19 protein-coding genes are annotated in these 22,076 nt (G+C 57.3%); 7 read left to right on the forward strand and 12 right to left on the reverse strand.

Annotated features, from left to right (window positions below):
- The first annotated feature begins 124 nt into the window (after positions 1 to 124).
- The 7 genes from relA to G403_RS0104135 all read left to right on the forward strand — a co-directional run bounded on the left by relA (position 125) and on the right by G403_RS0104135 (position 8,288).
- Complete coding sequence (gene relA, locus G403_RS0104105; protein WP_027852867.1) at positions 125 to 2,389, forward strand: GTP diphosphokinase; 2,265 nt, start codon at positions 125 to 127, stop codon at positions 2,387 to 2,389.
- A complete protein-coding gene (gene mazG, locus G403_RS0104110) occupies positions 2,386 to 3,192 on the forward strand; it encodes a nucleoside triphosphate pyrophosphohydrolase (RefSeq protein WP_027852868.1) in 807 nt (268 codons plus the stop codon). Before relA ends, mazG begins: the two co-directional genes overlap by 4 nt.
- A 1-nt stretch (position 3,193) precedes the next feature.
- Positions 3,194 to 3,577, forward strand: coding sequence for a hypothetical protein (locus G403_RS0104115; protein ID WP_027852869.1), 384 nt, complete (start codon positions 3,194 to 3,196; stop codon positions 3,575 to 3,577).
- Positions 3,578 to 3,650: 73 nt separating this feature from the next.
- Positions 3,651 to 6,260: a phosphoenolpyruvate carboxylase gene (gene ppc, locus G403_RS0104120; protein ID WP_027852870.1), complete on the forward strand. Its 2,610-nt coding sequence runs from the start codon at positions 3,651 to 3,653 to the stop codon at positions 6,258 to 6,260.
- Between the two features lie 206 nt (positions 6,261 to 6,466).
- Complete coding sequence (gene adk / locus G403_RS0104125; RefSeq protein ID WP_027852871.1) at positions 6,467 to 7,120, forward strand: adenylate kinase; 654 nt, start codon at positions 6,467 to 6,469, stop codon at positions 7,118 to 7,120.
- A 123-nt stretch (positions 7,121 to 7,243) separates the two neighbouring features.
- On the forward strand, positions 7,244 to 7,993 hold the full coding sequence (gene rlmB / locus G403_RS0104130) for a 23S rRNA (guanosine(2251)-2'-O)-methyltransferase RlmB (RefSeq protein WP_027852872.1): 750 nt from the start codon (positions 7,244 to 7,246) through the stop codon (positions 7,991 to 7,993).
- A 28-nt stretch (positions 7,994 to 8,021) separates the two neighbouring features.
- On the forward strand, positions 8,022 to 8,288 hold the full coding sequence (locus G403_RS0104135; protein ID WP_027852873.1) for a hypothetical protein: 267 nt from the start codon (positions 8,022 to 8,024) through the stop codon (positions 8,286 to 8,288).
- Here G403_RS0104135 and G403_RS0104140 read toward each other — a convergent pair.
- The 12 genes from G403_RS0104140 to dusB all read right to left on the reverse strand — a co-directional run bounded on the left by G403_RS0104140 (position 8,261) and on the right by dusB (position 22,001).
- Positions 8,261 to 9,442 (reverse strand): acetate/propionate family kinase, encoded by a 1,182-nt coding sequence (locus G403_RS0104140; RefSeq protein ID WP_027852874.1) that lies wholly within the window; start codon positions 9,440 to 9,442, stop codon positions 8,261 to 8,263. The genes G403_RS0104135 and G403_RS0104140 overlap by 28 nt on opposite strands.
- A gap of 2 nt (positions 9,443 to 9,444) precedes the next feature.
- On the reverse strand, positions 9,445 to 10,392 hold the full coding sequence (locus G403_RS0104145) for a bifunctional enoyl-CoA hydratase/phosphate acetyltransferase (RefSeq protein WP_245578195.1): 948 nt from the start codon (positions 10,390 to 10,392) through the stop codon (positions 9,445 to 9,447).
- 178 nt (positions 10,393 to 10,570) lie between these two features.
- The gene (locus G403_RS0104150) at positions 10,571 to 10,939 is read right to left on the reverse strand and encodes a histidine triad nucleotide-binding protein (RefSeq protein WP_027852876.1); all 369 of its coding nucleotides are present in this window, start codon (positions 10,937 to 10,939) and stop codon (positions 10,571 to 10,573) included.
- Between the two features lie 60 nt (positions 10,940 to 10,999).
- Positions 11,000 to 12,523: a SpoVR family protein gene (locus G403_RS0104155; protein WP_027852877.1), complete on the reverse strand. Its 1,524-nt coding sequence runs from the start codon at positions 12,521 to 12,523 to the stop codon at positions 11,000 to 11,002.
- A complete protein-coding gene (locus G403_RS0104160) occupies positions 12,520 to 13,806 on the reverse strand; it encodes a YeaH/YhbH family protein (RefSeq protein WP_027852878.1) in 1,287 nt (428 codons plus the stop codon). Before G403_RS0104160 ends, G403_RS0104155 begins: the two co-directional genes overlap by 4 nt.
- Positions 13,807 to 13,872: 66 nt before the next feature.
- Positions 13,873 to 15,795, reverse strand: a complete 1,923-nt coding sequence (locus G403_RS0104170; RefSeq protein ID WP_027852879.1) for a PrkA family serine protein kinase — start codon at positions 15,793 to 15,795, stop codon at positions 13,873 to 13,875.
- Positions 15,796 to 16,261: 466 nt separating this feature from the next.
- Positions 16,262 to 17,059, reverse strand: a complete 798-nt coding sequence (locus G403_RS0104175; protein ID WP_027852880.1) for a tetratricopeptide repeat protein — start codon at positions 17,057 to 17,059, stop codon at positions 16,262 to 16,264.
- 14 nt (positions 17,060 to 17,073) lie between these two features.
- Positions 17,074 to 17,688 carry a homoserine/homoserine lactone efflux protein gene (gene rhtB / locus G403_RS0104180; protein ID WP_027852881.1) on the reverse strand — a complete coding sequence of 205 codons (615 nt, stop codon included), beginning with the start codon at positions 17,686 to 17,688 and terminating at the stop codon, positions 17,074 to 17,076.
- Positions 17,689 to 17,777: 89 nt separating this feature from the next.
- Positions 17,778 to 19,061 carry a phosphoribosylamine--glycine ligase gene (gene purD / locus G403_RS0104185; protein ID WP_027852882.1) on the reverse strand — a complete coding sequence of 428 codons (1,284 nt, stop codon included), beginning with the start codon at positions 19,059 to 19,061 and terminating at the stop codon, positions 17,778 to 17,780.
- A gap of 18 nt (positions 19,062 to 19,079) precedes the next feature.
- On the reverse strand, positions 19,080 to 20,663 hold the full coding sequence (gene purH, locus G403_RS0104190; protein ID WP_027852883.1) for a bifunctional phosphoribosylaminoimidazolecarboxamide formyltransferase/IMP cyclohydrolase: 1,584 nt from the start codon (positions 20,661 to 20,663) through the stop codon (positions 19,080 to 19,082).
- A gap of 50 nt (positions 20,664 to 20,713) precedes the next feature.
- On the reverse strand, positions 20,714 to 21,010 hold the full coding sequence (gene fis, locus G403_RS0104195; RefSeq protein ID WP_027852884.1) for a DNA-binding transcriptional regulator Fis: 297 nt from the start codon (positions 21,008 to 21,010) through the stop codon (positions 20,714 to 20,716).
- 16 nt (positions 21,011 to 21,026) lie between these two features.
- Positions 21,027 to 22,001 carry a tRNA dihydrouridine synthase DusB gene (gene dusB, locus G403_RS0104200; RefSeq protein WP_027852885.1) on the reverse strand — a complete coding sequence of 325 codons (975 nt, stop codon included), beginning with the start codon at positions 21,999 to 22,001 and terminating at the stop codon, positions 21,027 to 21,029.
- Between the last annotated feature and the right edge of the window lie 75 nt (positions 22,002 to 22,076).

Raw genomic sequence — 22,076 nt, forward strand, 5'->3', positions numbered from 1 at the left:
CGAGACGCGGAATCGGCCGTAACCCTTCTCGCATGTGCTGATGCAGGTGCTGGGCAGTAGTTGTAGCAGGAGCTTGCCTTTCTGTTACGGCGGCAAACGGGACTGGCAGGAGCGGCGTGACCCCATGGTAAAAGTTCGAGAAGACCATCCCATCAAGGATGATGGCAGTGTGGATCTGGACCTCTGGCTGGAGCGGCTGGAGGAGCAAGTAGCGCTGACCGATGTGGAGCAGGTCCGACGGGCCTGTGAGCTGGCGCGGCAGGCGCATGCAGATGTCCCCCGCGAAGAGGACAGCTGGGGTGAAACCACCATCGGCAGCTTTTTGACGGGGCTGGAGATGGCCCAGATTCTGGCGGAGTTGAATCAGGATCAGGAGACCATCGTTGCCGCGGTTCTCTATCGCGCGGTTCGCGAGCAAAAACTGTCACTGGAAAAAGTCCGCAGTCAGTTTGGTGATACCATCGCCGGTCTGATCGATGGTGTCCAGCAGATGGCGGCGATCGGCTCACGGACTAACCCCCGCAGTGGGCAGAATGTACTCGGTACCGGCGTTACCCAGGTCGATAACCTGCGCAAAATGCTGGTGGCCATGATCGACGATGTCCGCGTCGCCCTGATCAAGATCGCCGAGCGTACCTGCGCTATCCGTCGTGTAAAGGACGGCTCGCGCAAAAAGCGCTACCTGGTGGCGCGTGAAGTGTTTGATATCTACGCGCCGTTGGCCCACCGTCTGGGTATTGGCCATATCAAGTGGGAGCTGGAAGACCTCTCCTTTCGCTACCTCAAGCCCAACGATTACAAGCATATCGCCCGCCTGCTCGATGAGCGCCGTCTGGATCGCCAGCTGTACATCAACCAGGTGGTTGAGCTGCTGCGCGAACGCCTGGCCGAAAGCAGCATCGATGGCGAGGTGATGGGGCGCGCCAAGCATATCTACAGTATCTGGCGCAAAATGCAGCGCAAGAACATCGATTTCAGCCAGGTTTATGATGTCCGGGCAGTGCGTATTCTGGTGCCCGAAATCCGCGATTGTTATACCGTGCTCGGCATCGTGCATGGACTCTGGCGCAATATCGCGCATGAGTTCGATGATTACATAGCCTCCCCAAAACCAAACGGTTACCGATCCCTGCATACGGCGGTATTCGGGCCCGATGGCAAAGTGCTGGAGGTACAGATCCGCACCTTCAACATGCACGAAGAAGCGGAACTGGGCGTGTGCGCGCACCACCTCTATAAGGGCACCGATACCAAGGCTCGCAAGGATGGCTACGAGGAGAAGATCTCCTGGCTGCGTCAGGTGCTGGAGTGGCATGACGAGCTGGGCGACAGCGAAGCTTTTGGCGAGATCCTGCGTGGCGATGCGGTTCAGGATCGTGTGTATGTGTTTACGCCCGACGGCCATGTGGTGGATCTGCCGACGGGGGCCACGCCGGTGGATTTCGCCTACCGTGTTCACACCGAGATTGGTCATCGTTGTCGGGGAGCCCGGATCAACGGCCGTATTGTGCCGCTAAACCGCCCGCTGCAAACCGGTGATCAGGTGGAGGTCCTGACCGGCGAGGAGCGTCCGCGTCGAGACTGGCTCAACGCCAACCTGGGCTATGTCACCACCTCCCGTGCACGGGCCAAGGTGGCACACTGGTTCAAGCTTCAGGCCAAGGATCAGAATGCGGAAGCCGGTCGCGAGATCGTGCAGCGTGAAGTCCGGCGTCTGGCCCTCGATGGTCATCTGCAGATGGAACCGGTAGCCGAAGCGCTGAACTTCAAACACTCCGAAGATATGTTCGCCGCACTGGGCGCCGGTGATCTGCGACTGTCGCAGATTATCAACGAGTTACAGCGTCAGGTGGAGCCGGATCGCTCCGAAAAACAGCTCGATCTGGCACTGCCCACGGGAACGCAGTCAGCGCCGCGTAAGTCCGACAGTGATATCCGTATCCTGGGGGTGGGCAACCTGCTAACGACGCTGGCGTCCTGCTGCAAGCCGATTCCCGGTGACCCGATCATGGGCTTTATCACCCAGGGGCGCGGGGTTTCTATCCACCGTGAGGATTGCGTCAACTTGCTGGCTCTGCGCGATCAGGAACCGGATCGGGTGATCGGTGTGGAGTGGGGTACCGAAGCGCGTACCACCTATCCGGTGGATATTCAGATCGAAGCGTTTGACCGCTCCGGTTTGCTGCGCGACGTCATGATGGTGTTGTCCAACGAGCGGGTCAACGTGCTTGCCGCCCACACTCAGACTGATCAGAAAAGCAATATGGCACGGCTGTCGTTAACCATCGAAATTACCCGGCTGGATATGCTCGGTCGCGTGATGGATAAAATCAATCAGATCCAGAACGTAATGGATGTTCATCGGGAGCGACGGAGTGTTCAGGGATGAGCTATACGCTGGATGACTTGATCTATCTGATGCGCCGTTTGCGTGACCGGGACAGTGGCTGCCCCTGGGATCTGGAGCAGGACTTTGCCTCCATCGTGCCGCATACGCTGGAGGAAGCCTATGAAGTGGCCGATACCATCGAGCGCGAGGATTGGAACCACCTGCAGGATGAACTGGGAGATCTGCTGTTTCAGGTGATCTTCTACGCCCGTTTGGGTGAAGAAGTGCAGCTGTTTGATTTTCATCGGATTGTCGATCAGCTTGTGGATAAGCTGATTCGTCGTCACCCTCACGTTTTTCCGGATGGAACCCTGCGCGGTGAGCGCCGTCAGGAAGAGACTGACACGCGCGCTGTTGGTGAGACCTGGGAAGCGATCAAGCAGCGCGAGCGGGAAGACAAACAGCGTCCGGGTGTGCTGGATGAAATTCCGCTGTCGTTACCGGGGCTGAGCCGGGCTGCCAAGCTCCAGAAGCGGGCGTCCAAGGTCGGTTTTGACTGGGGTGAACCGCTGCCGATACTCGACAAGATCGAGGAGGAGATTGGTGAACTGAGAGAAGCGATTCTCTCCGGCGACAGTGACCGTATTCGCGACGAGATGGGTGATCTGCTGTTTGCCCAGGTTAACCTGGCACGCCATCTGGAGGTGGATCCGGAACAGGCAATCCGCAGCACCAATGCCAAATTTGAGCGCCGTTTCCGCTTTATTGAATCAAAGGTTGAAGCTGCCGGTGGAGTCTGGAGCGATTTCACGCTGCAACAGTTGGACGCCTGGTGGGATGAAGCCAAGAATCAGGGACTCTAAAATGTCCACTCCGGTCATAATCATTGGTGTGGTGCTACTGGTCGCCGTTGTGGCGTTCTGGCAGCATCAGCGCACCTCGGCCCACAAGCAGAGTCTGGCGAACGCGGGTTTTGAACGTTCCGAATCCTTGGGCGGCAGCCCCGAAATATTGATCGATGAGCAAGGCTCGGAGATCGCATTGGTGGGGGTATCCGATCTCCAGCGGTTCGCATTTGAGCGCTTACGGGGGATCGAGGTGACCCATAAGGACCGGCCCGAGTCAGAGGGCACCTACGGCATTACGCTGCAGGTGGAAGGACTACCGGATCAGGCGGTTCATTTTGGTGATGAATGGCAGGCAAGGCGGGTCCGGGAACGTTTGTTGCCCTTTGTGAAAGATCGATGATTGGTTCTCTCGGGGGGTTGGCAGCGCGCTCCTTTGGGTTAGGATGTAGGGAAATCTTCCGGGAGAGCGAAGTATGAGTGATCTGCATGAAGACCTGCGCGACGATGTTCGCATGCTTGGAGAGAGTCTTGGACGCACCATCTCCAGCGATCTGGGGGCCGAGTTTCTGGATCGGGTCGAGCACATCCGCCAGTTGGCGAAGGCCGGGCGTATCGAGAACGAGCCGGAGCATCAGGAGTTACTGGATGCGATTGGCGAGCTGCATGAAGATGAAGTGCTCCCGATTGCGCGCGCGTTCACACAATTTCTCAATCTGGCGAATATCGCTGAAGAGCATCATCGCGTTCGCCGTCGACTGGATAACGCAGCGGCCAGGGAAACGCCGGATAGCCTTCATGTTCTGCTGCAGCGGCTGATGGAATCGGGCCATGATGCCGATACACTGCTGGAAACGCTCACCGGCCTGAATATCGATCTGGTTCTCACAGCTCACCCCACTGAAGTCAATCGCCGCACACTTATCCAGAAGTATGACGGGATCACCGAATGCCTCAAGCGTCTCGACCGCGGCGAGTCTTGCCTGACCCGCGTCGATGAGCTGATCAGTCAGATCTGGCACACCGACGAAATTCGCAAGCAGCGCCCTACACCCGTCGACGAGGCGAAGTGGGGGTTTGCCGTTATCGAGAATTCGCTATGGGCGGCGGTGCCGCGTTTTCTGCGTGGCTTGGATGGTCAGCTCAAGAAAACACTGGGCAAAGGGCTGCCATTGGACTGTTGTCCAATCCGCTTCTCCTCCTGGATGGGGGGTGACCGCGACGGGAACCCGAATGTGACCTCGGGCGTAACGCGGGAGGTTTTGCTGCTGTCTCGCTGGATGGCTGTGGATCTCTACAGTCGTGCGATCGATGAACTGCGCGGCGAGCTTTCCATGTTTCGCGCGAGCGCTGAAATGCGTGCCCAGGTCGGTGAAGCGGACGAACCCTACCGGACTTTGCTGGGCGATCTGAAGCACGATCTGCTGATTACACGCGAAGGTATTGAAGCTCAGCTTGAAGGCTACCCGCCGGATATGCCCCTGCCTGTGACGACCACCGAGCAGCTACTTGATCCGCTGATGCTCTGCCACCGCTCTCTGATCGAGTGCGGCATGGAAAGCATTGCCGCCGGTAAGCTGGAGGATCTGATTCGCCGCGTTGCCTGTTTCGGCTTGACTCTGGTGCGCCTCGACATTCGCCAGAACGCCGATCGCCACTCCGCCGTTATCGATGAGTTGACCGGCTTTTATGGCCTGGGTCGTTACAGCCAGTGGAGTGAGTCGGACAAGCAGGCGTTTTTGCTGCGTGAGCTGAGCTCGCGTCGTCCGTTGTTGCCCCGCCAATGGGTGCCATCGGAGGAGGTTCAGGAGGTTCTGGACACCTGTAAGGCGGTGGCGGAGGCAGACCCCCGTGCCTTGGGTTCCTATGTGATCTCCATGGCTAGTCAGCCCTCCGATGTGCTGTCTGTAATCCTGTTATTGCAGGAGCACGGTATCAGCCACAACATGCGTATTGCGCCGCTGTTTGAAACGCTGGATGACCTGGAGAATGCCCGTGCCTGTATCGGTGCGCTGTTTGATATCGAGTGGTACCGGGCCTATGCCGGTGGGCATCAGGAGGTGATGATCGGCTACTCCGACTCCTCCAAGGATGCCGGGCAATTGGCAGCGGCCTGGGGGCAGTATCGGGCCCAGCAGGCGCTGACGGAGCTCTGTGCAGAGCAGGGCGTAAAACTGACACTGTTCCATGGCCGAGGCGGCACCGTGGGGCGTGGCGGTGGTCCCAGTCACACCGCGATACTGGCTCAGCCGCCCGGTTCGGTGGCGGGTAGTCTGAGGGTTACCGAACAGGGTGAAATGATTCGGTTTAAGTTTGGTGTGCCGGAGCTCGCCATTCGAAATCTGGAGCTGTACACCGGGGCGGTTCTTAAGGCGACCATGGCACCACCGCCTGAACCTCAGCCGGAGTGGCGGGCGCAGATGGATAAGCTGGCCGAGGCGGGTTTGAATGCCTACCGGGCCGTCGTTCGGGAAGATCCCCAGTTCGTTCCCTATTTCCGTGCCGCAACACCGGAGCAGGAGCTGGCCAAACTGCCACTGGGTTCACGTCCGGCCAAGCGCCGAGCTGATGGCGGTGTGGAGTCGCTGCGCGCGATTCCGTGGATTTTCGCCTGGACCCAGATCCGTTTGATGTTACCGGCCTGGTTGGGGTCGGATCGGGCCCTCAAGGGTGCCATCGAGAACGGTGAACTCAAGCTGCTGACTCAGATGTACGAGGAGTGGCCGTTTTTCCGTACCTATGTGGATATGCTGGAGATGGTGCTGGCCAAGAGCGATGTGAATATATCCGCCTATTATGAGCACCGGTTGGTGTCTCAGGAGCTGGCGACGCTGGGCTCCAGTCTGCGTAGTCGGTTGCTGGAAACAGTGGCGCAGGTTAAGAAGGTAAAATCCGTAGATCAGCTGCTCGATCAGAACCCGGTCATCCGGCAGTCTATCGATGTGCGCAACCCCTATATCGATCCGCTTCACTTTTTGCAGGCGGAGCTTCTTTATCGGGATCGCAACCAGCCGGATCAGCGTCTGGAGCAAGCGTTAATGGTGACAATGGCGGGTATTTCCGCCGGGATGCGTAACACCGGTTAATGGCCGTGGTTGAATAGAGCCCGCGACATAGCGTAATCTGCCGCTCCGGTCTGACCAAAAGAGCGTCAGCGTTAGTCCGAATGTCGAATTGTGGGGGCTACCTTCTACGGCTAAGGTCCGACTAATAAAGATTACAACAACATGCCGGTGGCGACGCCGGCATGACGGTTTCAAGGCTTAAAGTAAAAATCAGGAGATTGTCTTCAATGCGTATTATTCTTCTTGGCGCCCCCGGTGCCGGTAAGGGGACTCAAGCCCAGTTTATCACCGAGAAATTCGGCATCCCGCAGATTTCCACAGGTGATATGCTGCGTGCAGCGGTAAAAGCCGGTACCCCCCTGGGGCTGCAGGCCAAAAAGGTAATGGATGAAGGTGGTCTGGTTTCAGACGACATCATTATCGGTCTGGTCAAGGAGCGCATTGCTGAATCCGATTGCGCTAACGGTTTTCTGTTTGACGGTTTCCCACGCACGATTCCTCAGGCCGATGCCCTTAAGGAAGCAGGTGTAAGCATCGATGCGGTTGTAGAGATCGATGTGGCGGACGAAGAGATCATCAAGCGTATGAGCGGTCGTCGTGTGCACCCGGATTCCGGCCGTACCTACCACGTGGTCTATAATCCGCCCAAGGTAGAGGGCAAGGATGACGTGACCGGCGATGATCTGGTTCAGCGTGAAGATGATCAGGAAGACACTGTCCGTCAGCGCCTGAAGGTCTACCACGATCAGACCGAGCCGCTGATCACTTACTACCGCAGCTGGAATGAGCAAGATCCGGCAAATGCACCGCGCTATGTGTACGTGCCGGGCATTGGTAGCGTTGAAGATATTCGCGATAAGGTGTTTGAAGGTCTCGCCTGATACGCCGTTCGTTACGATGAAACAGGTCGCCTGGGGGCGGCCTGTTTTGTTTTCGGGCTGGGCTTTCTGAGTGTGTTCGTTGATAATCGGGCCCTGTTTTAATCAGGCGTTCACGGGAGTGAAATGAAAGGGGACATCAGTTTCGGTATTCATGCGGTCAGTGCCTTGCTGGACGCGGACAGTGGTTCGGTCAGGCGGCTGCTGGTCGCTGAAGGGCGCTCTGAACGCAGAGTCAAAGCGCTGGTCGACACGGCACGTGAACGCGGAATTCCGGTTAAAACATTACCGCGGGCGCGGCTGGATGATCTGACCGGAGGGGGTGTGCATCAGGGAATAGTGGCGGAAAGCGCACCGTTACAGGCGGGCAGCGAGTCCGATCTGGAAAAGTTGCTTGAAGCTACCGATGGGACGAAGCTGTTTCTGGTGCTGGACGGTGTAACCGACCCTCACAATCTGGGGGCCTGTCTGCGTACAGCCGATGCGGCCGGTGTGCAGGCTGTGATTGCGCCCAAGGATAAGTCGGCTCCGCTAAACGCGACAGCTATCAAGGTGGCCTGTGGCGCCGCCCAATCTGTACCCTACATTCAGGTGACAAACCTGGCGCGCACGCTGCAACTGCTGCAGCAGTACGGTATCTGGATTACCGGTACCGCCGGTGAAGCAGAGCAGGATGTTTACCAGGCCGATCTAAGTGGACCGATGGCGCTGGTGATGGGGGCCGAAGGTAAGGGAATGCGTCGCTTGACCCGAGAGCATTGTGATCAGTTAATTAAAATCCCCATGGCAGGACAGGTAAGTAGCCTGAATGTGTCTGTAGCGACGGGGGTTTGTCTGTTCGAAATTGTAAGAAGACGGCAAGCGCTTTTGCGTTAACAGGATGCCGGCAACAGGGAATGTTGAAATGCCACACCGCTATCTGTGTAGTGACTGTCGGGAGCTATTGATCAAAAAATCCCTGATGGTTGCCCCCCCTCATGGGGCTCTGCGTCAGACATTAAGATTTGGCGACCATCGGCTCTATCGCTGCCTGGAATGTGGGGCCTTTGCATCGCCACCGACACCGGACCGCAGCAGCTGGAGTTTGAATATCAACGGCCAGCCGGTGGACCCGGTCTGTCTGGATGACGGGGCTGATGAAGGTCAGCCCAGGACTTCCGATACCCTCTGAGCGATCATCGCCTCTTCGTTGGTGGGGATAACGCGGACCTGCACTGCGGATCCTTCGGCATGGATACGGCCGGCGTTATCGCGATTTGCTGCGTCGTCCAGCGAAACGCCCAACCAGCGGCAGCGGTCCAGCACGCGTTTGCGCAGGTCGGAATCGTTCTCGCCCACACCACCGGTGAAGACGATCTGTTCGAGCCCCTCCAACGCGGCTGACAGGCGACCCAGCTCCAGGGAGATCCGGTAGGCGAAAAGATTGATTGCTTCCTCGGCCTCGGCGCTGCCGTCTTGATGCAGCGTGATCATATCGGAACTGATACCGGAAACACCTAACCAGCCACTCTCTTTGTAGATCAGCTTTTCCAGTGCCGATAGATCCATCTGCTTTTCCTGCATCAGATACAGGATGACACCCGGATCGATATTGCCGCAGCGGGTGCCCATGGGCAGGCCATCGACAGCGGTGAACCCCATTGAGCTGGCGATGGAAATACCGTTCTTGATCGCGCACATGCTAGAGCCTGCGCCCAGGTGACAGACAACGGTATTGAGGCCGCCCAGACCCTGTGCGACGAGCTGATGCTGTATATAGTCGTAGGAGAGGCCATGAAACCCGTATTTATGAACGCCACCTTCCGTTAGATCGCGTGGAATGGCGTAGATCTTCTCGAGCCGGGGTTGCTGGCTGTGGAACATGGTATCGAAACAGCCCACCATGGGTATTTCGGGCGCCAGTTTGGCGCAGGCTTCCACCAGCTTGAGGTTATAGGGTTGATGCAGCGGGGCCAGCGGGATGTACTGCTGTAGCTGTTCAATTTCCGTGGATGTGATGCGGATAGGCTGACTGTAGCGGTCACCGCCGTGAACAATTCGGTGACCGGTGGCGATCAGATTAACCTCGCTCAGATGTTCGTCGAGCCAGTCGAGAATGTGCTGGAGCGCGGCTTCGTGGCGCTGCTCCGGATCAAGGCGGGCGAAATCCAGGTCGATATGCTCGAGAGGTGCGTCCTCTTCATCCATGATATCGAACCGGGCCGTATCACCGAGCAGATTACCGAGCTTAAGGTGGTACAGGCAGTGCAGTCCATCCTCGCGGTAGGTATAGAGGCCGCACTTGAGGCTGGAGGAACCCCCATTCACTGTCAGAATCGTATCCATGATTAAATCTCCCGGGCCGGATGAAGCACCATGTAGGACGCCAGGGCACAGGACGCCAGGCGGCCCAGCGCTCCCTCGGCACGACTGGTCAGGATTATCGGTACCCGCGCGCCAACGGCGATACCGGCTGATTTGGCGTTGGCCAGATAGATCAGCTGCTTGGCGATCATGTTGGCCGACTCCAGATCGGGCGCCAGCAGAATATCGGCCTCGCCGGAAACCGGTGAGTTGATATGTTTATCGATGGCCGCCTGCTGGGAAATGGCGTTATCGAATGCCAGCGGGCCGTCGATGATACCGCCCTTGATCTGACCACGGTCTGCCATCTTGCACAGTGCGGCGGCATCCAACGTGCTTTGCATATTGGGTTTGACCTTCTCTACGGCCGCCAGGACCGCGACTTTGGGCGCTGGGTTGCCCAGTGACCGGCAGAACTCGATGGCGTTCTGCACGATGTCACGCTTGGTCATCAGGTCGGGCTCTACATTGATCGCCGCGTCGGTAATGACCAGGGGTTTGTGATAATTGGGGACATCGAAGACGAAAACATGGCTCAGGCGGCGCTCGGTGCGAATGCCGCGGGTTTTGTGAACCACGGCGCCCAGTAGTTCGGCGGTGCCTAGACTGCCTTTCATCAGCGCTTCCGCCTGGGTCATACGTACCAGCTCACAGGCCCGTTCGGCGGCCATATGGCTATGTTCGGTGGTGACGATCTCATACTGAGAGATATCGATCCCTTCCTGCTCCGCGGCGGCCTGGATCTTATGGGCAGGCCCAACCAGCAGGGGGTCAATCAGGCCCTGTTCAGCGGCCTCTATGGCGCCGGTCAGGCTGTTGTGGTCCACCGGATGGACGACAGCGGTACGGATGGGTCTGGCAGCGCGGGCCTGCTCGATGAAAAACTCGAGCTGGTCATGGGCTGGGGGTTGCTGGGCATCGATCATCGCCATAGTAGAGCACTCCGGATCCTTGGTTTGTGGGCCGAGAGTCTGATGAACGTATGCAGATCGTCGGCCCGGCCTTTTAGCTGGCTAAAAGTAAGGGATTGATATGACTGAATCATGATGCAATGCAGCAAAATTACAAGTGCAAACCGTCCCTGTGCGGGCCGCAGACGTGAAACCGGCCTCAGTCGACCGGTGTCTTCAGGGTTTCCTGGTAGGGCGGCCAGCCCATGGGCTTGCCTCCGAGCAGGTGCAGGTGGATGTGGTAGACGGTCTGGCCGCCGTGTTTGTTGCAGTTGAACACAGTGCGGTAGCCATCTTCGGCGAAACCGTGCTCCATGGCCACATCGCCAGCGACTTTGAGCATATAGCCCACCAGCTCGCAGTCTTCATTGGCCATGTCGTTCAGGGTCGGTATGTGCACGCGCGGAATGACCAGCGCATGAAAGGGGGCTTGCGGGTTGATATCACGAAATACCATGACTTTCTCATCCTCGTAGAGGATCTCGGCGGGTATCTCTTCGTTGACGATTTTACAGAATAGGCAATCCATGACGACTCTCGGTTGAACGCGAATGGTGGGCGTCAGTATAGCGAGCGCCGCCCGCGACACTCAAGCAAGCTCGAGTGACTCGCGGGGCGGGCAATGATAGCTCTTGAGCACTTCGTTATCCGGGGTCACCGACTCCAGAGTCACATTAAAGCCCCAGAGTCTGTGCACGTGCTTGAGCACCTCGTCGGTGGAATCGCCCAGAGGCTGACGGTTGTGCATGTAGTGGCGCAATGTCAGGGAGCGGTCGCCACGGACGTTGACGTTGTAAACCTGGATATTGGGTTCCCGGTTACCCAGGTTGTACTGGGCGGACAGCTCTTCGCGCAACTGGCGATAGCCCATTTCATCATGGATCGCATCCACACGCAGGGTGGGACGCTCTGCATCATCCAAAATGGCAAACAGGCGCAGTTCCCGCATCAACTTGGGCGAGAGAAACTGCATGATAAAGCTCTCGTCCTTGTAGTTGCGCATGGCATGGTCGAGCGTCTCTATCCAGTTGGAGCCGGCAATATCCGGGAACCACTCCCGGTCCTCATCGGTGGGATTCTCACAGATACGTCGGATATCGCTCATCATGTTGAAGCCCAGGGTATAGGGGTTGATACCGCTGAAGTAGGGGCTGTCGAACGGCGGCTGGTAGATGACGCTGGAGTGAGAGTGCAGAAACTCCATCATAAAGCCGTCGGTGACCAGTCCTTCGTCATAGAGCTGATGCAGCAGCGTGTAATGCCAGAAGGTGGCCCAGCCTTCGTTCATTACCTGGGTCTGCTTCTGGGGATAAAAGTACTGTGCGACCTTGCGCACGATACGGATGATCTCCCGCTGCCAGGGTTCCAGCAGTGGCGCGTTTTTCTCGATAAAGTAGAGCAGGTTTTCTTCAGGCTCCTTGGGGTAGCGGATCACCGCTTCCTCAGGGGAAATCTCTTTTTTGGGGATGGTGTTCCAGAGATCGTTCAGGTGGCGCTGAATATACTCTTCGCGCGCCATCTGACGCTCTTTTTCCTCCGCTGCCGTGAGCGGACGTGGACGCTTGTAGCGGTTCACGCCGTAGTTCATCAGGGCATGACAGGAGTCCAGCAGCTGCTCAACTTCATCAACGCCGTAGCGCTGTTCGCACTCGCTGATGTAGTTCTTGGCGAACAGCAGGTAGTCGATAATGGCCGATGCATCGGTCCAGGTGCGGAACAGATAGTTGCCCTTGAAGAAGGAGTTGTGACCATAGCAGGCATGGGCAATAACCAGCGCCTGCATGGTGATGGTGTTCTCCTCCATGAGATAGGCGATGCAGGGGTTGGAGTTGATAACGATCTCGTAGGCCAGTCCCATGCGGCCGCGTTTGTAGTTCTGTTCTGTCTCGACAAACTGTTTGCCGAATGACCAGTGACTGTAGTTAAGCGGCATGCCGATAGAGGCATACGCATCCATCATCTGTTCGGAGGTGATCACCTCAATCTGATTGGGATAGGTATCCAGGCCGAAGTTCTTGGCGACCCGGCCTATTTCGCGGTCGTACTCTTCGATCAGGTCGAAGGTCCATTCCGAGCTGGTGGAGATTGGTGTGCGCTCTTTGACTGCACTCATGCGGCACCCTCCGTGCGCTTCTCAAACAACTTGCGGAAGACCGGGTAGATCTCGCTGGCATCGACAATATGCTGCATGGCGAACTCGTCCGGGAACGCCTGCTGTACATGCTCGTACTCATACCACAAGTTCTGATGCGGACCGGTGGTGATCTCCACATAGGCGTAATACTGCACCTTCTTCAGTATCCGTTTCATCAGTAGCTCAGAGCAGGCGGCCGAATCTCCATCCCAGTTATCACCATCCGAAGCCTGGGCGATGTAGATGTTCCAGTCCGCCGGCGAGTAGCGCTGATCGATAATATCGGCCGTGAGCTGCAACGCACTGGAAACAATGGTGCCACCGGTTTCGCGGGAGTAGAAAAACTCCTGCTCATCCACCTCCTTGGCGTGGGTGTGGTGGCGTACGAATACCAGTTCTATCTGTTTGTAGTTCCGCTCAAGGAAGAGGTAAAGCAGTATAAAAAATCGTTTGGCGATATCCTTGATGGTTTGGGTCATGGAGCCCGAAACGTCCATCACGCAGAACATCACCGCTTTGCTGGAGGGAACGGGTACCCGAACCAGGTTGTTGTAGCGCAGATCGAAATCGTCGATGAACGGCAATCGCTTGGCCTTTTTGTCGAGATCGGCGATGCGCTCTCGTAGCGCCTGCATCTCCTCTCTGGATGCTTCACCGGCGGGTAATGCTTCCATCGCCCAGAGTTCCTTGCGCAGGGCCCGGATCTCCTTGCGCTCTTCGCCGCCGAGGGCGATCCGACGGGCGTGGGCTGCTCTCAATGAGCGCACGATATGCAGTTTTTCCGGAGAGCCGCTGGTGCTGTACCCGGCACGGCGTGTCTCAAAAGAGGTTGCATCCTTGAGCTGCTTGCGCACGAGATAGGGGAGCTCCAGATCCTCAAACATGAAGTCGAGAAACTCCTCCTGGCTGATTGTAAAGGTGAAGTTATCTTCGCCTTCGCCCTGATTACTGGCCTTGCCCTGGCCGCTGCCCCCGCCACCCTGGCTTTCCGGGCGCTGGAATTCGTCACCGGTCACAAACTCCTTGTTACCCGGGTAGATGCGCGTATTTTTGCCGCCGGAACCGTGATGGAATACAGGCTCCGAGATATCCCGACGAGGAATGGTGACCTCGCCGCCCTGTTCGATATTGGAGATCGAACGGTCATGGATTGCCTCCTCTACGGCACGCTTGATGTGCTGCTTGTAACGCCGCAGAAAGCGCTGTCGGTTGACAGTACTTTTCTTTTTGGCATTGAGGCGACGATCGATGATGTAGCTCATACGGAAAACTCCCGTGGGCGGGCCAGATGGCGGAGAGGTTCCGCCATCAATGAGAAGGCCCTGTTTTTACTGGGACTTACGTACGCGGATATACCATTCGGAGAGCAGGCGAACCTGTTTCTCGGTATAGCCGCGCTCGATCATCCGCTTGACGAACTCGCCATGTTTCTTCTGTTCGTCGGAGGATGCTTTCGGATTGAACGAGATAACCGGCAGCAGATCCTCGGTATTGGCGAACATCTTCTTCTCGATCACGGTGCGCATCTTCTCGTAGCTGTTCCAGGCCGGGTTTTTACCCATATTGCTGGCCCGGGCACGCAACACGAAGTTGACGATCTCGTGACGGAAGTCTTTCGGGTTGCTGATACCCGCGGGCTTCTCGATCTTCTCCAGCTCCTCGTTGATCGCCTGACGGTCGAGAATATCGCCGGTCTCCGGATCGCGGTATTCCTGGTCCTGAATCCAGAAGTCGGCGTAGGTGACGTAGCGGTCGAAAATATTCTGGCCGTACTCGGAGTAGGACTCCAGATAAGCGGTCTGAATCTCTTTGCCCAGGAAGTCGATATATTTCGGTGCTATGTACTCTTTCAGATAGCCCAGGTAGCGCTCCTGAGTCTCGGTCTGGAACTGCTGCTGACCGATCTCACGCTCCAGTACATAGAGCAGGTGAACCGGGTTCGCGGCCACTTCCGCCGGATCAAAGTTGAATACCTTGGACAAAATCTTGAACGCGAAGCGAGTAGAGAGCCCCTCCATGCCCTCATCGACACCCGCTGCATCCTTATATTCCTGCATCGATTTGGCTTTCGGGTCAGTATCTTTCAGGTTTTCACCATCGTAGACCCGCATCTTTGAGTAGATGCTGGAGTTTTCTGGCACCTTGAGTCGAGAGAGAACGGTGAACTGCGCGAGCATATCCAGTGTATCCGGTGCACAGGGCGCCTGATTCAGCGAACTGTTCTCCAGCAGTTTTTCGTAGATATGGATCTCTTCGGTGACCCGGGTGCAGTAAGGCACCTTGACGATATAGACACGGTCTATAAACGCCTCGTTAGTCTTGTTGTTCTTGAACGTCTGCCACTCGGATTCGTTGGAGTGGGCCAGAATAATCCCGTCATAAGGGATGGCACCCATACCTTCGGTACTGTTGTAGTTCCCCTCCTGGGTGGCGGTAAGCAGTGGGTGCAGCACCTTAATCGGCGCTTTGAACATCTCCACAAACTCCATCAGACCCTGGTTGGCGCGACAGAGGGCACCGGAGAAGCTGTACGCGTCCGGGTCGTGTTGCGGGTATTCTTCCAGTTTTCGGATATCGACCTTACCGACCAGGCTTGAGATATCCTGGTTGTTTTCGTCGCCGGGCTCGGTCTTGGCGATGCCTATCTGGTTCAGGATCGACGGGTAGAGCTTAACCACCCGGAACTGCGAAATATCACCTCCGAACTCGTGCAGGCGCTTGACGGCCCAGGGTGACATGATGCCGCGCAGGTAGCGCCGGGGGATGCCGTATTCCTGCTCCAGAATCTCCGCATCCTCTTTGGGATTGAAAAGGCCCAGAGGAGACTCAAAGACAGGAGAACCCTTAATGGCGTAGAACGGAATATGTTGCATCAACGCTTTGAGACGCTCGGCCAATGAAGACTTACCGCCACCCACTGGGCCCAGCAGGTACAGAATCTGCTTCTTCTCCTCAAGTCCCTGAGCTGCATGTCTGAAATAGGAGACGATACTCTCGATAGCCTCCTCCATGCCGTAAAATTCATTGAACGCCGGGTAGCGTTTGATCACCTTGTTGGAGAATATCCGGCTCAGTCGCGGCTCGAGCGATGTATCGACCAGCTCCGGCTCGCCGATCGCCTTCAGCATCCGCTCGGCCGAGTTGGCGTAGGTTAGGGGGTCTTCCTTGCACAGGTTGAGATACTCGTGCAGGCTCATCTCTTCCTGCTGAATCGATTCATAGCGCGCTTTGTAATGATCAAAGATACTCATTGCTCACCTTCCTGTACTCGGACGCTGATTCGTCGCATAACAACCTGATTTTCAAGTTGTTGTCACAGCGTTCTGTGCCGCGTTCTGTTTCAGTGTAGTCCAAAGCTGCCCAGTGCAAGGCTTGGGTTTCACTTCTTTTGGCAATCTTCCCTGTTCATTGCGGCTGCGTCTCATCCGGTTGATATACACGGCTTGAACAAGCCGTACTGCGAAAGTCAACTGCATTAAACGTGCCGCCCGATGATCTGGATCAGTTTAGTGAGGGGGAGGGCGGGTGTGGCTTTCGAAGTGTTTGACCCTGGATCCGGCGTCAGGTTGCAGAATCGAGCAGGGTTTTCTTTTTTTGCCGCAACCCACCGGCAAATGCGCGGGTGTGTCAGGTAATCGACAAACGAGTGCTTCACCCGCGGAGTGAAAAGGGAAAGTGATTGCACCGAATTAGTGCGTAAAGCGGTTTGTTGCCCAGCTAGTTTCCGGGTAATGACCCGTGACGGGGCGTGTCGATCAGCTCCAGCGTCGGGGTAGGCACTTCGATATCGGTGGCCAGAGCACGTTGTGCGGTGGTGCGATAGAGCTGTTTGAGATTTTCCTGGATACGGGCAAATGTGGTATCGGTGGCAAAGGCCTTTTGCAGGGTTTCCACCGCGCCTCCCAGGTTGCCCTGAGCGGCTTGCGCGGCGGCCAGATTGTTGTACACAGCGGCCTGATCAGGATGATCTTTGAGCGTGTCGGTTAATAGCGCTTCTGCCTCTGATGATTTATCCATCCCAATCAACAGGCGTGAGTGGACCAGAATGCCATCCAGCGACTCTGGGTTGAGCTGTCGGTAGTTTTGTACCAGTGACAATGCGTCCGCCTGGTTGCCGCGTTGGAACAGGGTGATCGCGGCGGCCAGGGTCTCCTGTTCGACCGAAGGCGGTTTATTGGCTTCGGGGGCCGGGCTGACAAGGGATGGTGGTGGATTTGAGTGTGTATTGCTGTTTTCGGACAAGCGCTGCTTTTCCTCGGCCAGCCAGTGTTTGATCGCCTCAACGCGGGCAAAGAGCGTTTCGTCGTCTATCGGCAGGGGACGAATCCTTAGCGTTTCTCCGGTGACTGATGTCTCGGTCGCCTGGCAGTCGTAGGCTTGGTTTTTACCGGCCTTGAGACAGTATTCGCTCTGCGCCTGGCGGTGCGAGGATGACCCGGCGCAGCCTGCTAACAGCACGCCGAAGACAGCGGGTAACAGAAGGGGGCGTGACACAGTCCGTGTGAGAACGATCATTCGGGATCTCCGGTTTATAACGTTGCGGTAGAGAGAACCAGCCCCGCGATAATCAGTGCACTACCGGATAACCGGTTCTGCCAGCGCATGGCTTTAGGGCTTTGCATCAGTCGGCTCAGCCGAGAAGCCAGACCACTGTAGCCGGTCATTACGCTCCAGTCGACTATCAGCAGGGTCGCGCCGATAACCAGTAATTGGGGGCCACGCGGCAGGCTTGGGTCCATAAACTGAGGCACCAGAGCGACCAAAAAAACCATCCCCTTCGGGTTGGTAATATTGACCAGGTAAGCGCTGATGAAGTGGCGGTGTTTCTTTATCTCATCGGTGCGACGCAAACTTAGTTTGCCTTTGTCCCGCCAGAGCCCGATACCCAGCCAGATCAGGTAACCGGCGCCGATCCATTTGATGGCCTGGAACAGGGTTGGTGAGGTTGCTACCAGACTGCCCAGACCTACAGCGACGATCAACAGCTGGGTACCGTAACCGGCGATCAGTCCGGCCACGGCGGGTGCCGCGCCGCGAACACCGTGACTTAGCCCGTAACTCATCGCCGTTGCGGCGCCTGCACCGGGTGACAGGCTGATAAGAATTGACGCGCTGAGCAGTGCGAGCCAGACTTCAATCGCCATTTTTACTCTCCAAAAGTGGAACTCTATAAACAGAAACAGCCGCCCGAAGGCGGCTGTTTTAGCACAGAATCGGTTTGCTGTCCTGTTAGTCAGCTTTTTTCCCGTGCAATAGCACGGTAGGCGATATCGGTGCGGAAGTAGGCGTCCTTCCAGTTAATAAGGCTCACCAGTTCATAAGCGCGTTTTTGAGCATCGGTGACGCTGTCTCCCAGTGCAGTTGCACAGAGTACGCGGCCGCCGGCCGTGACGACCTTGCCATCGACCAGCTTGGTTCCGGCATGGAACACCTTGCTGTCCGCGGGTGTCTCGGTCGGCAGGCTGATCTCATCACCCTTGCCGTAGCTGCCGGGATAGCCACCTGCCGCCATAACGACGCCAACCGACGGGCGCGGATCCCATTCCGCGGTGACCTGGTCCAGGGTCTTATCGAGCGCGGCGTTGCACATCTCGATCAGACTGGATTTCAGGCGCAGCATAATGGGCTGTGTTTCAGGATCACCAAAACGGCAGTTGTATTCGATCACTTTCGGTGTGCCATCGGCCATGATCATCAGACCGGCGTACAGGAAGCCGGTGTATTCATTACCTTCTTGAGCCATACCGCGCACGGTGGGCAGAATGACCTCATCCATGATGCGGTTGTGGATCTCCGGGGTCACCACCGGAGCAGGTGAATAGGCACCCATGCCACCGGTATTAGGGCCGGTATCGCCGTTACCGACGCGCTTATGGTCCTGGCTTGTCGCCATGGGCAGCACATGTTCGCCATCGACCATAACGATGAAGGAGGCTTCCTCACCGTCGAGAAACTCTTCGACAACCACGCGGTGACCGGCGTCGCCAAAGGCATTGCCCGCCAGCATATCGCGGATCGCCGCTTCAGCCTCTTCCAGGGTCATGGCGACGATAACGCCCTTGCCGGCGGCCAGGCCGTCGGCCTTGACCACAATCGGCGCACCTTTCTCACGCACATAGGCCAGAGCAGGTTCGATTTCGGTGAAGTTCTGGTACTCGGCGGTTGGGATCTGGTGGCGCGCCAGGAAATCCTTGGTGAACGCCTTGGAGCCTTCCAGCTGAGCCGCGCCCGCCGTGGGACCAAAGACGCGCAAACCCTGGTCGTTGAACCTGTCCACAATGCCGGCCACGAGAGGAGCTTCCGGGCCGACGATGGTCAGATCGATAGCGTTGTCCCTGGCAAAAGCGGCCAGATCGTCCAGCGCCATCACGTCGATATCGACGTTCTGGAGCTTGTTCTCCTGAGCGGTTGCCGCGTTACCCGGCGCCACGTAGACGGTCTCCACCGCCGCATCGCGCGCTGCAGCCCAAGCCAGTGCATGCTCCCGTCCGCCGGAACCGATTACAAGAATCTTCATCGTCTTATATCCCTGTTCTTAATGGCGGAAGTGGCGCATGCCGGTGAAGACCATGGCCATACCATGCTCGTCCGCCGCGTCGATCACTTCCTGATCGCGCATGGAGCCACCGGGCTGGATGACGGCGGTGATGCCGGCTTCGGCCGCAGAGTCGATACCATCGCGGAACGGGAAGAAGGCGTCGGATGCCATGACGGAGCCTTTGACTTCCAGCCCTTCATCGGCCGCTTTGATGCCGGCGATCTTGGCGGAGTAAACGCGGCTCATCTGGCCCGCGCCGATACCGATGGTCTGGCCGTCTTTGGCGTAGACAATGGCGTTGGACTTGACGAACTTGGCCACTTCCCAGCAGAACAGCAGATCGCGGATCTCCTGCTCTGAGGGCTGCTTCTTGGTAACAATCTTGAGCTGGGAGGCATCCACCATACCCAGATCGCGATCCTGCACCAGCAGACCGCCGTTAACGCGTTTGTAGTCGAAAGCATGGGCGCGCTGGGCATCCCACTCACCGCACTCCAGAAGACGCACGTTGGGCTTGCTGGCGACGATGTCGGATGCTTCCTTGGTTACGCTCGGGGCGATGATCACTTCCACGAACTGACGTTCGACAATCACTTTGGCGGTGTCGCCGTCCAGCTCCCGGTTGAAGGCAATAATGCCGCCAAACGCCGAAGTCGGATCGGTCTGGAAGGCCCGGTTATAGGCTTCCAGGATGTCGTCACCAACGGCGACGCCACAGGGATTGGCGTGCTTGACGATCACGCAGGCCGGCTCTTTGAACGGCTTAACGCACTCCAGTGCCGCGTCGGTATCCGCCACGTTGTTGTAGGACAGCGCTTTGCCCTGCAGTTGACGCGCTGTCGACACGCTGGGCTCGGCCGGGTTCGCTTCCACATAGAAGGCGGCGCGCTGATGCGGGTTCTCACCGTAGCGCATATCCTGCGCCTTGAGGAACTGGGTATTGAAGGTGCGGGGGAAATCCGCGGGCTCTTCATCTTCGCTTTCGACGATGGCACCCAGGTAGTTGGCGATCATGCCGTCGTAGGCGGCCGTATGTTCAAACGCTTTAACGGCCAGGTCGAAACGGGTGTTCTGGCTCAGGCCACCGTCTGCTTCCAGCTCTTTAAGAATGCTGTCGTAGTCAGTCGCATTGACGACGATGGCGACATCCTTGTGGTTTTTGGCCGCTGAACGAACCATGGTCGGACCGCCGATATCGATGTTCTCGATCGCCATCGGCAGGTCACAATCCGGGCGCGCAATGGTCTGGGCAAAGGGATAAAGGTTGACCACGACCATGTCGATCGGATCGATCCCGTGTTCCGCCATAACCGCGTCGTCAGTGCCGCGACGGCCAAGAATGCCGCCGTGGACTTTCGGGTGCAGGGTTTTGACACGGCCAGCCATCATCTCCGGAAAACCGGTGTAATCAGAGACTTCGGTGGCCGGAATGTCACTGTCCTGCAGCAGCTTGAAGGTGCCGCCGGTGGACAGGATTTCAACGCCCCGCGCGGTCAGGGCGCGGGCGAACTCTACAATACCGGTTTTATCCGACACGCTGATCAGCGCGCGGCGAATCGGGGTGGTGTTCTGCTCAGACATGGTCTTGGGTCGCTTCTCTCTGTTCGCTGATTGCTCTCGATTGCTCTCGATCAGAGCAGGCCGTACTGCTTTAGTTTCTTACGCAGTGTACCGCGGTTGAGCCCGAGTACTTCGGATGCCTTGGTCTGGTTGTCCTTGGTGTAAGCCATCACGCTCTCAAACAGCGGTGCTTCGATTTCAGACAGGACCATCTGGTACACGTCGGTAACCGGTTGACCATCGAGCTGCTGGAAGTAGCTGGTCAGCGACTGGTGAACGGTGTCACGCAGAGTCTGAGCCGGCATACCGGACTGCGGCTGGGTGGTTTGTGCATACTGTTCCAAATCTTTGCTATCCACTGTACTCATGTACCCAATCCTGGATTCAAGCCGCCGCCGATGCCGCCATAAACCGCGTTACGGCGAGGACTTGATCACGTGTTGTTTCTAGTTGATTAAAGTGCTTCCTAAACCCGGCAGCGTCCGGATGTTGCTGCAGGTACCAACCCACATGTTTACGCGCGATGCGCACACCCATGTAGTCACCGTAAAACGCGTGGAGAGCGTTCAGGTGAGAGATCAGGATATCCAGAATCTCGGCTGGTTGTGGTTCGGGCAGCTTCGTTTCGTTGCGCAGGAAATGATCGATCTCGCGAAAAATCCAGGGACGCCCCTGGGCCGCACGACCGATCATAACCGCCGTGGCGCCGGTGTGATCCAATACCCGACGCGCTTTCTCCGGCGAGTCGATATCGCCATTGGCGAAAACCGGGATCGAGACCTGGCGGCATATGCGCGCGATGGTGTCGTACTCCGCTTCGCCCTGATATCGGTCTGACCGGGTTCGTCCGTGGACCGCCAGTGCGGCTATGCCAGCGTTTTGTGCCAGTTGAGCAACGCGCTCTCCATTGCGCATATCCGGTGACCAGCCCGTGCGAATCTTGAGTGTCACCGGTACCTCGACCGCTTCCACGACCGCTTGCAGAATCTCATCGACCAGCCCTTCATCACGCAGCAGGGCAGAACCGGCAGCCTTGTTACAGACTTTTTTGGCCGGGCAGCCCATGTTGATATCGATGATCTGAGCACCGCGTTTCACATTCATGCGAGCCGCGTTGGCCATCATCTCGGGGTCACCACCGGCGATCTGGACCGAGCGGGGTTCGGTCTCACCCTGATGGTTGAGTCGTTGAGCGGATTTGCGTGAGTTCCAGAGCCGTGTGTCGGAGGTCACCATTTCGGAGACGACCAGCCCTGCTCCCATTTGGCGGCAGAGGGCGCGAAACGGACGGTCTGTAACCCCTGCCATCGGTGCCAGTACAACCTGACTGTCAATGGTGTAAGGGCCGATCTGAATCATCTCGCACCTGCCAAAACGAAAGAATTACTGACCCTGGCCGCGGGGACCGGGTTATTTGGAAGGCGGCCAATGATA

This window comes from Marinobacterium litorale DSM 23545, assembly GCF_000428985.1.
Classification (GTDB): Bacteria; Pseudomonadota; Gammaproteobacteria; order Pseudomonadales; family Balneatricaceae; genus Marinobacterium_D; species Marinobacterium_D litorale.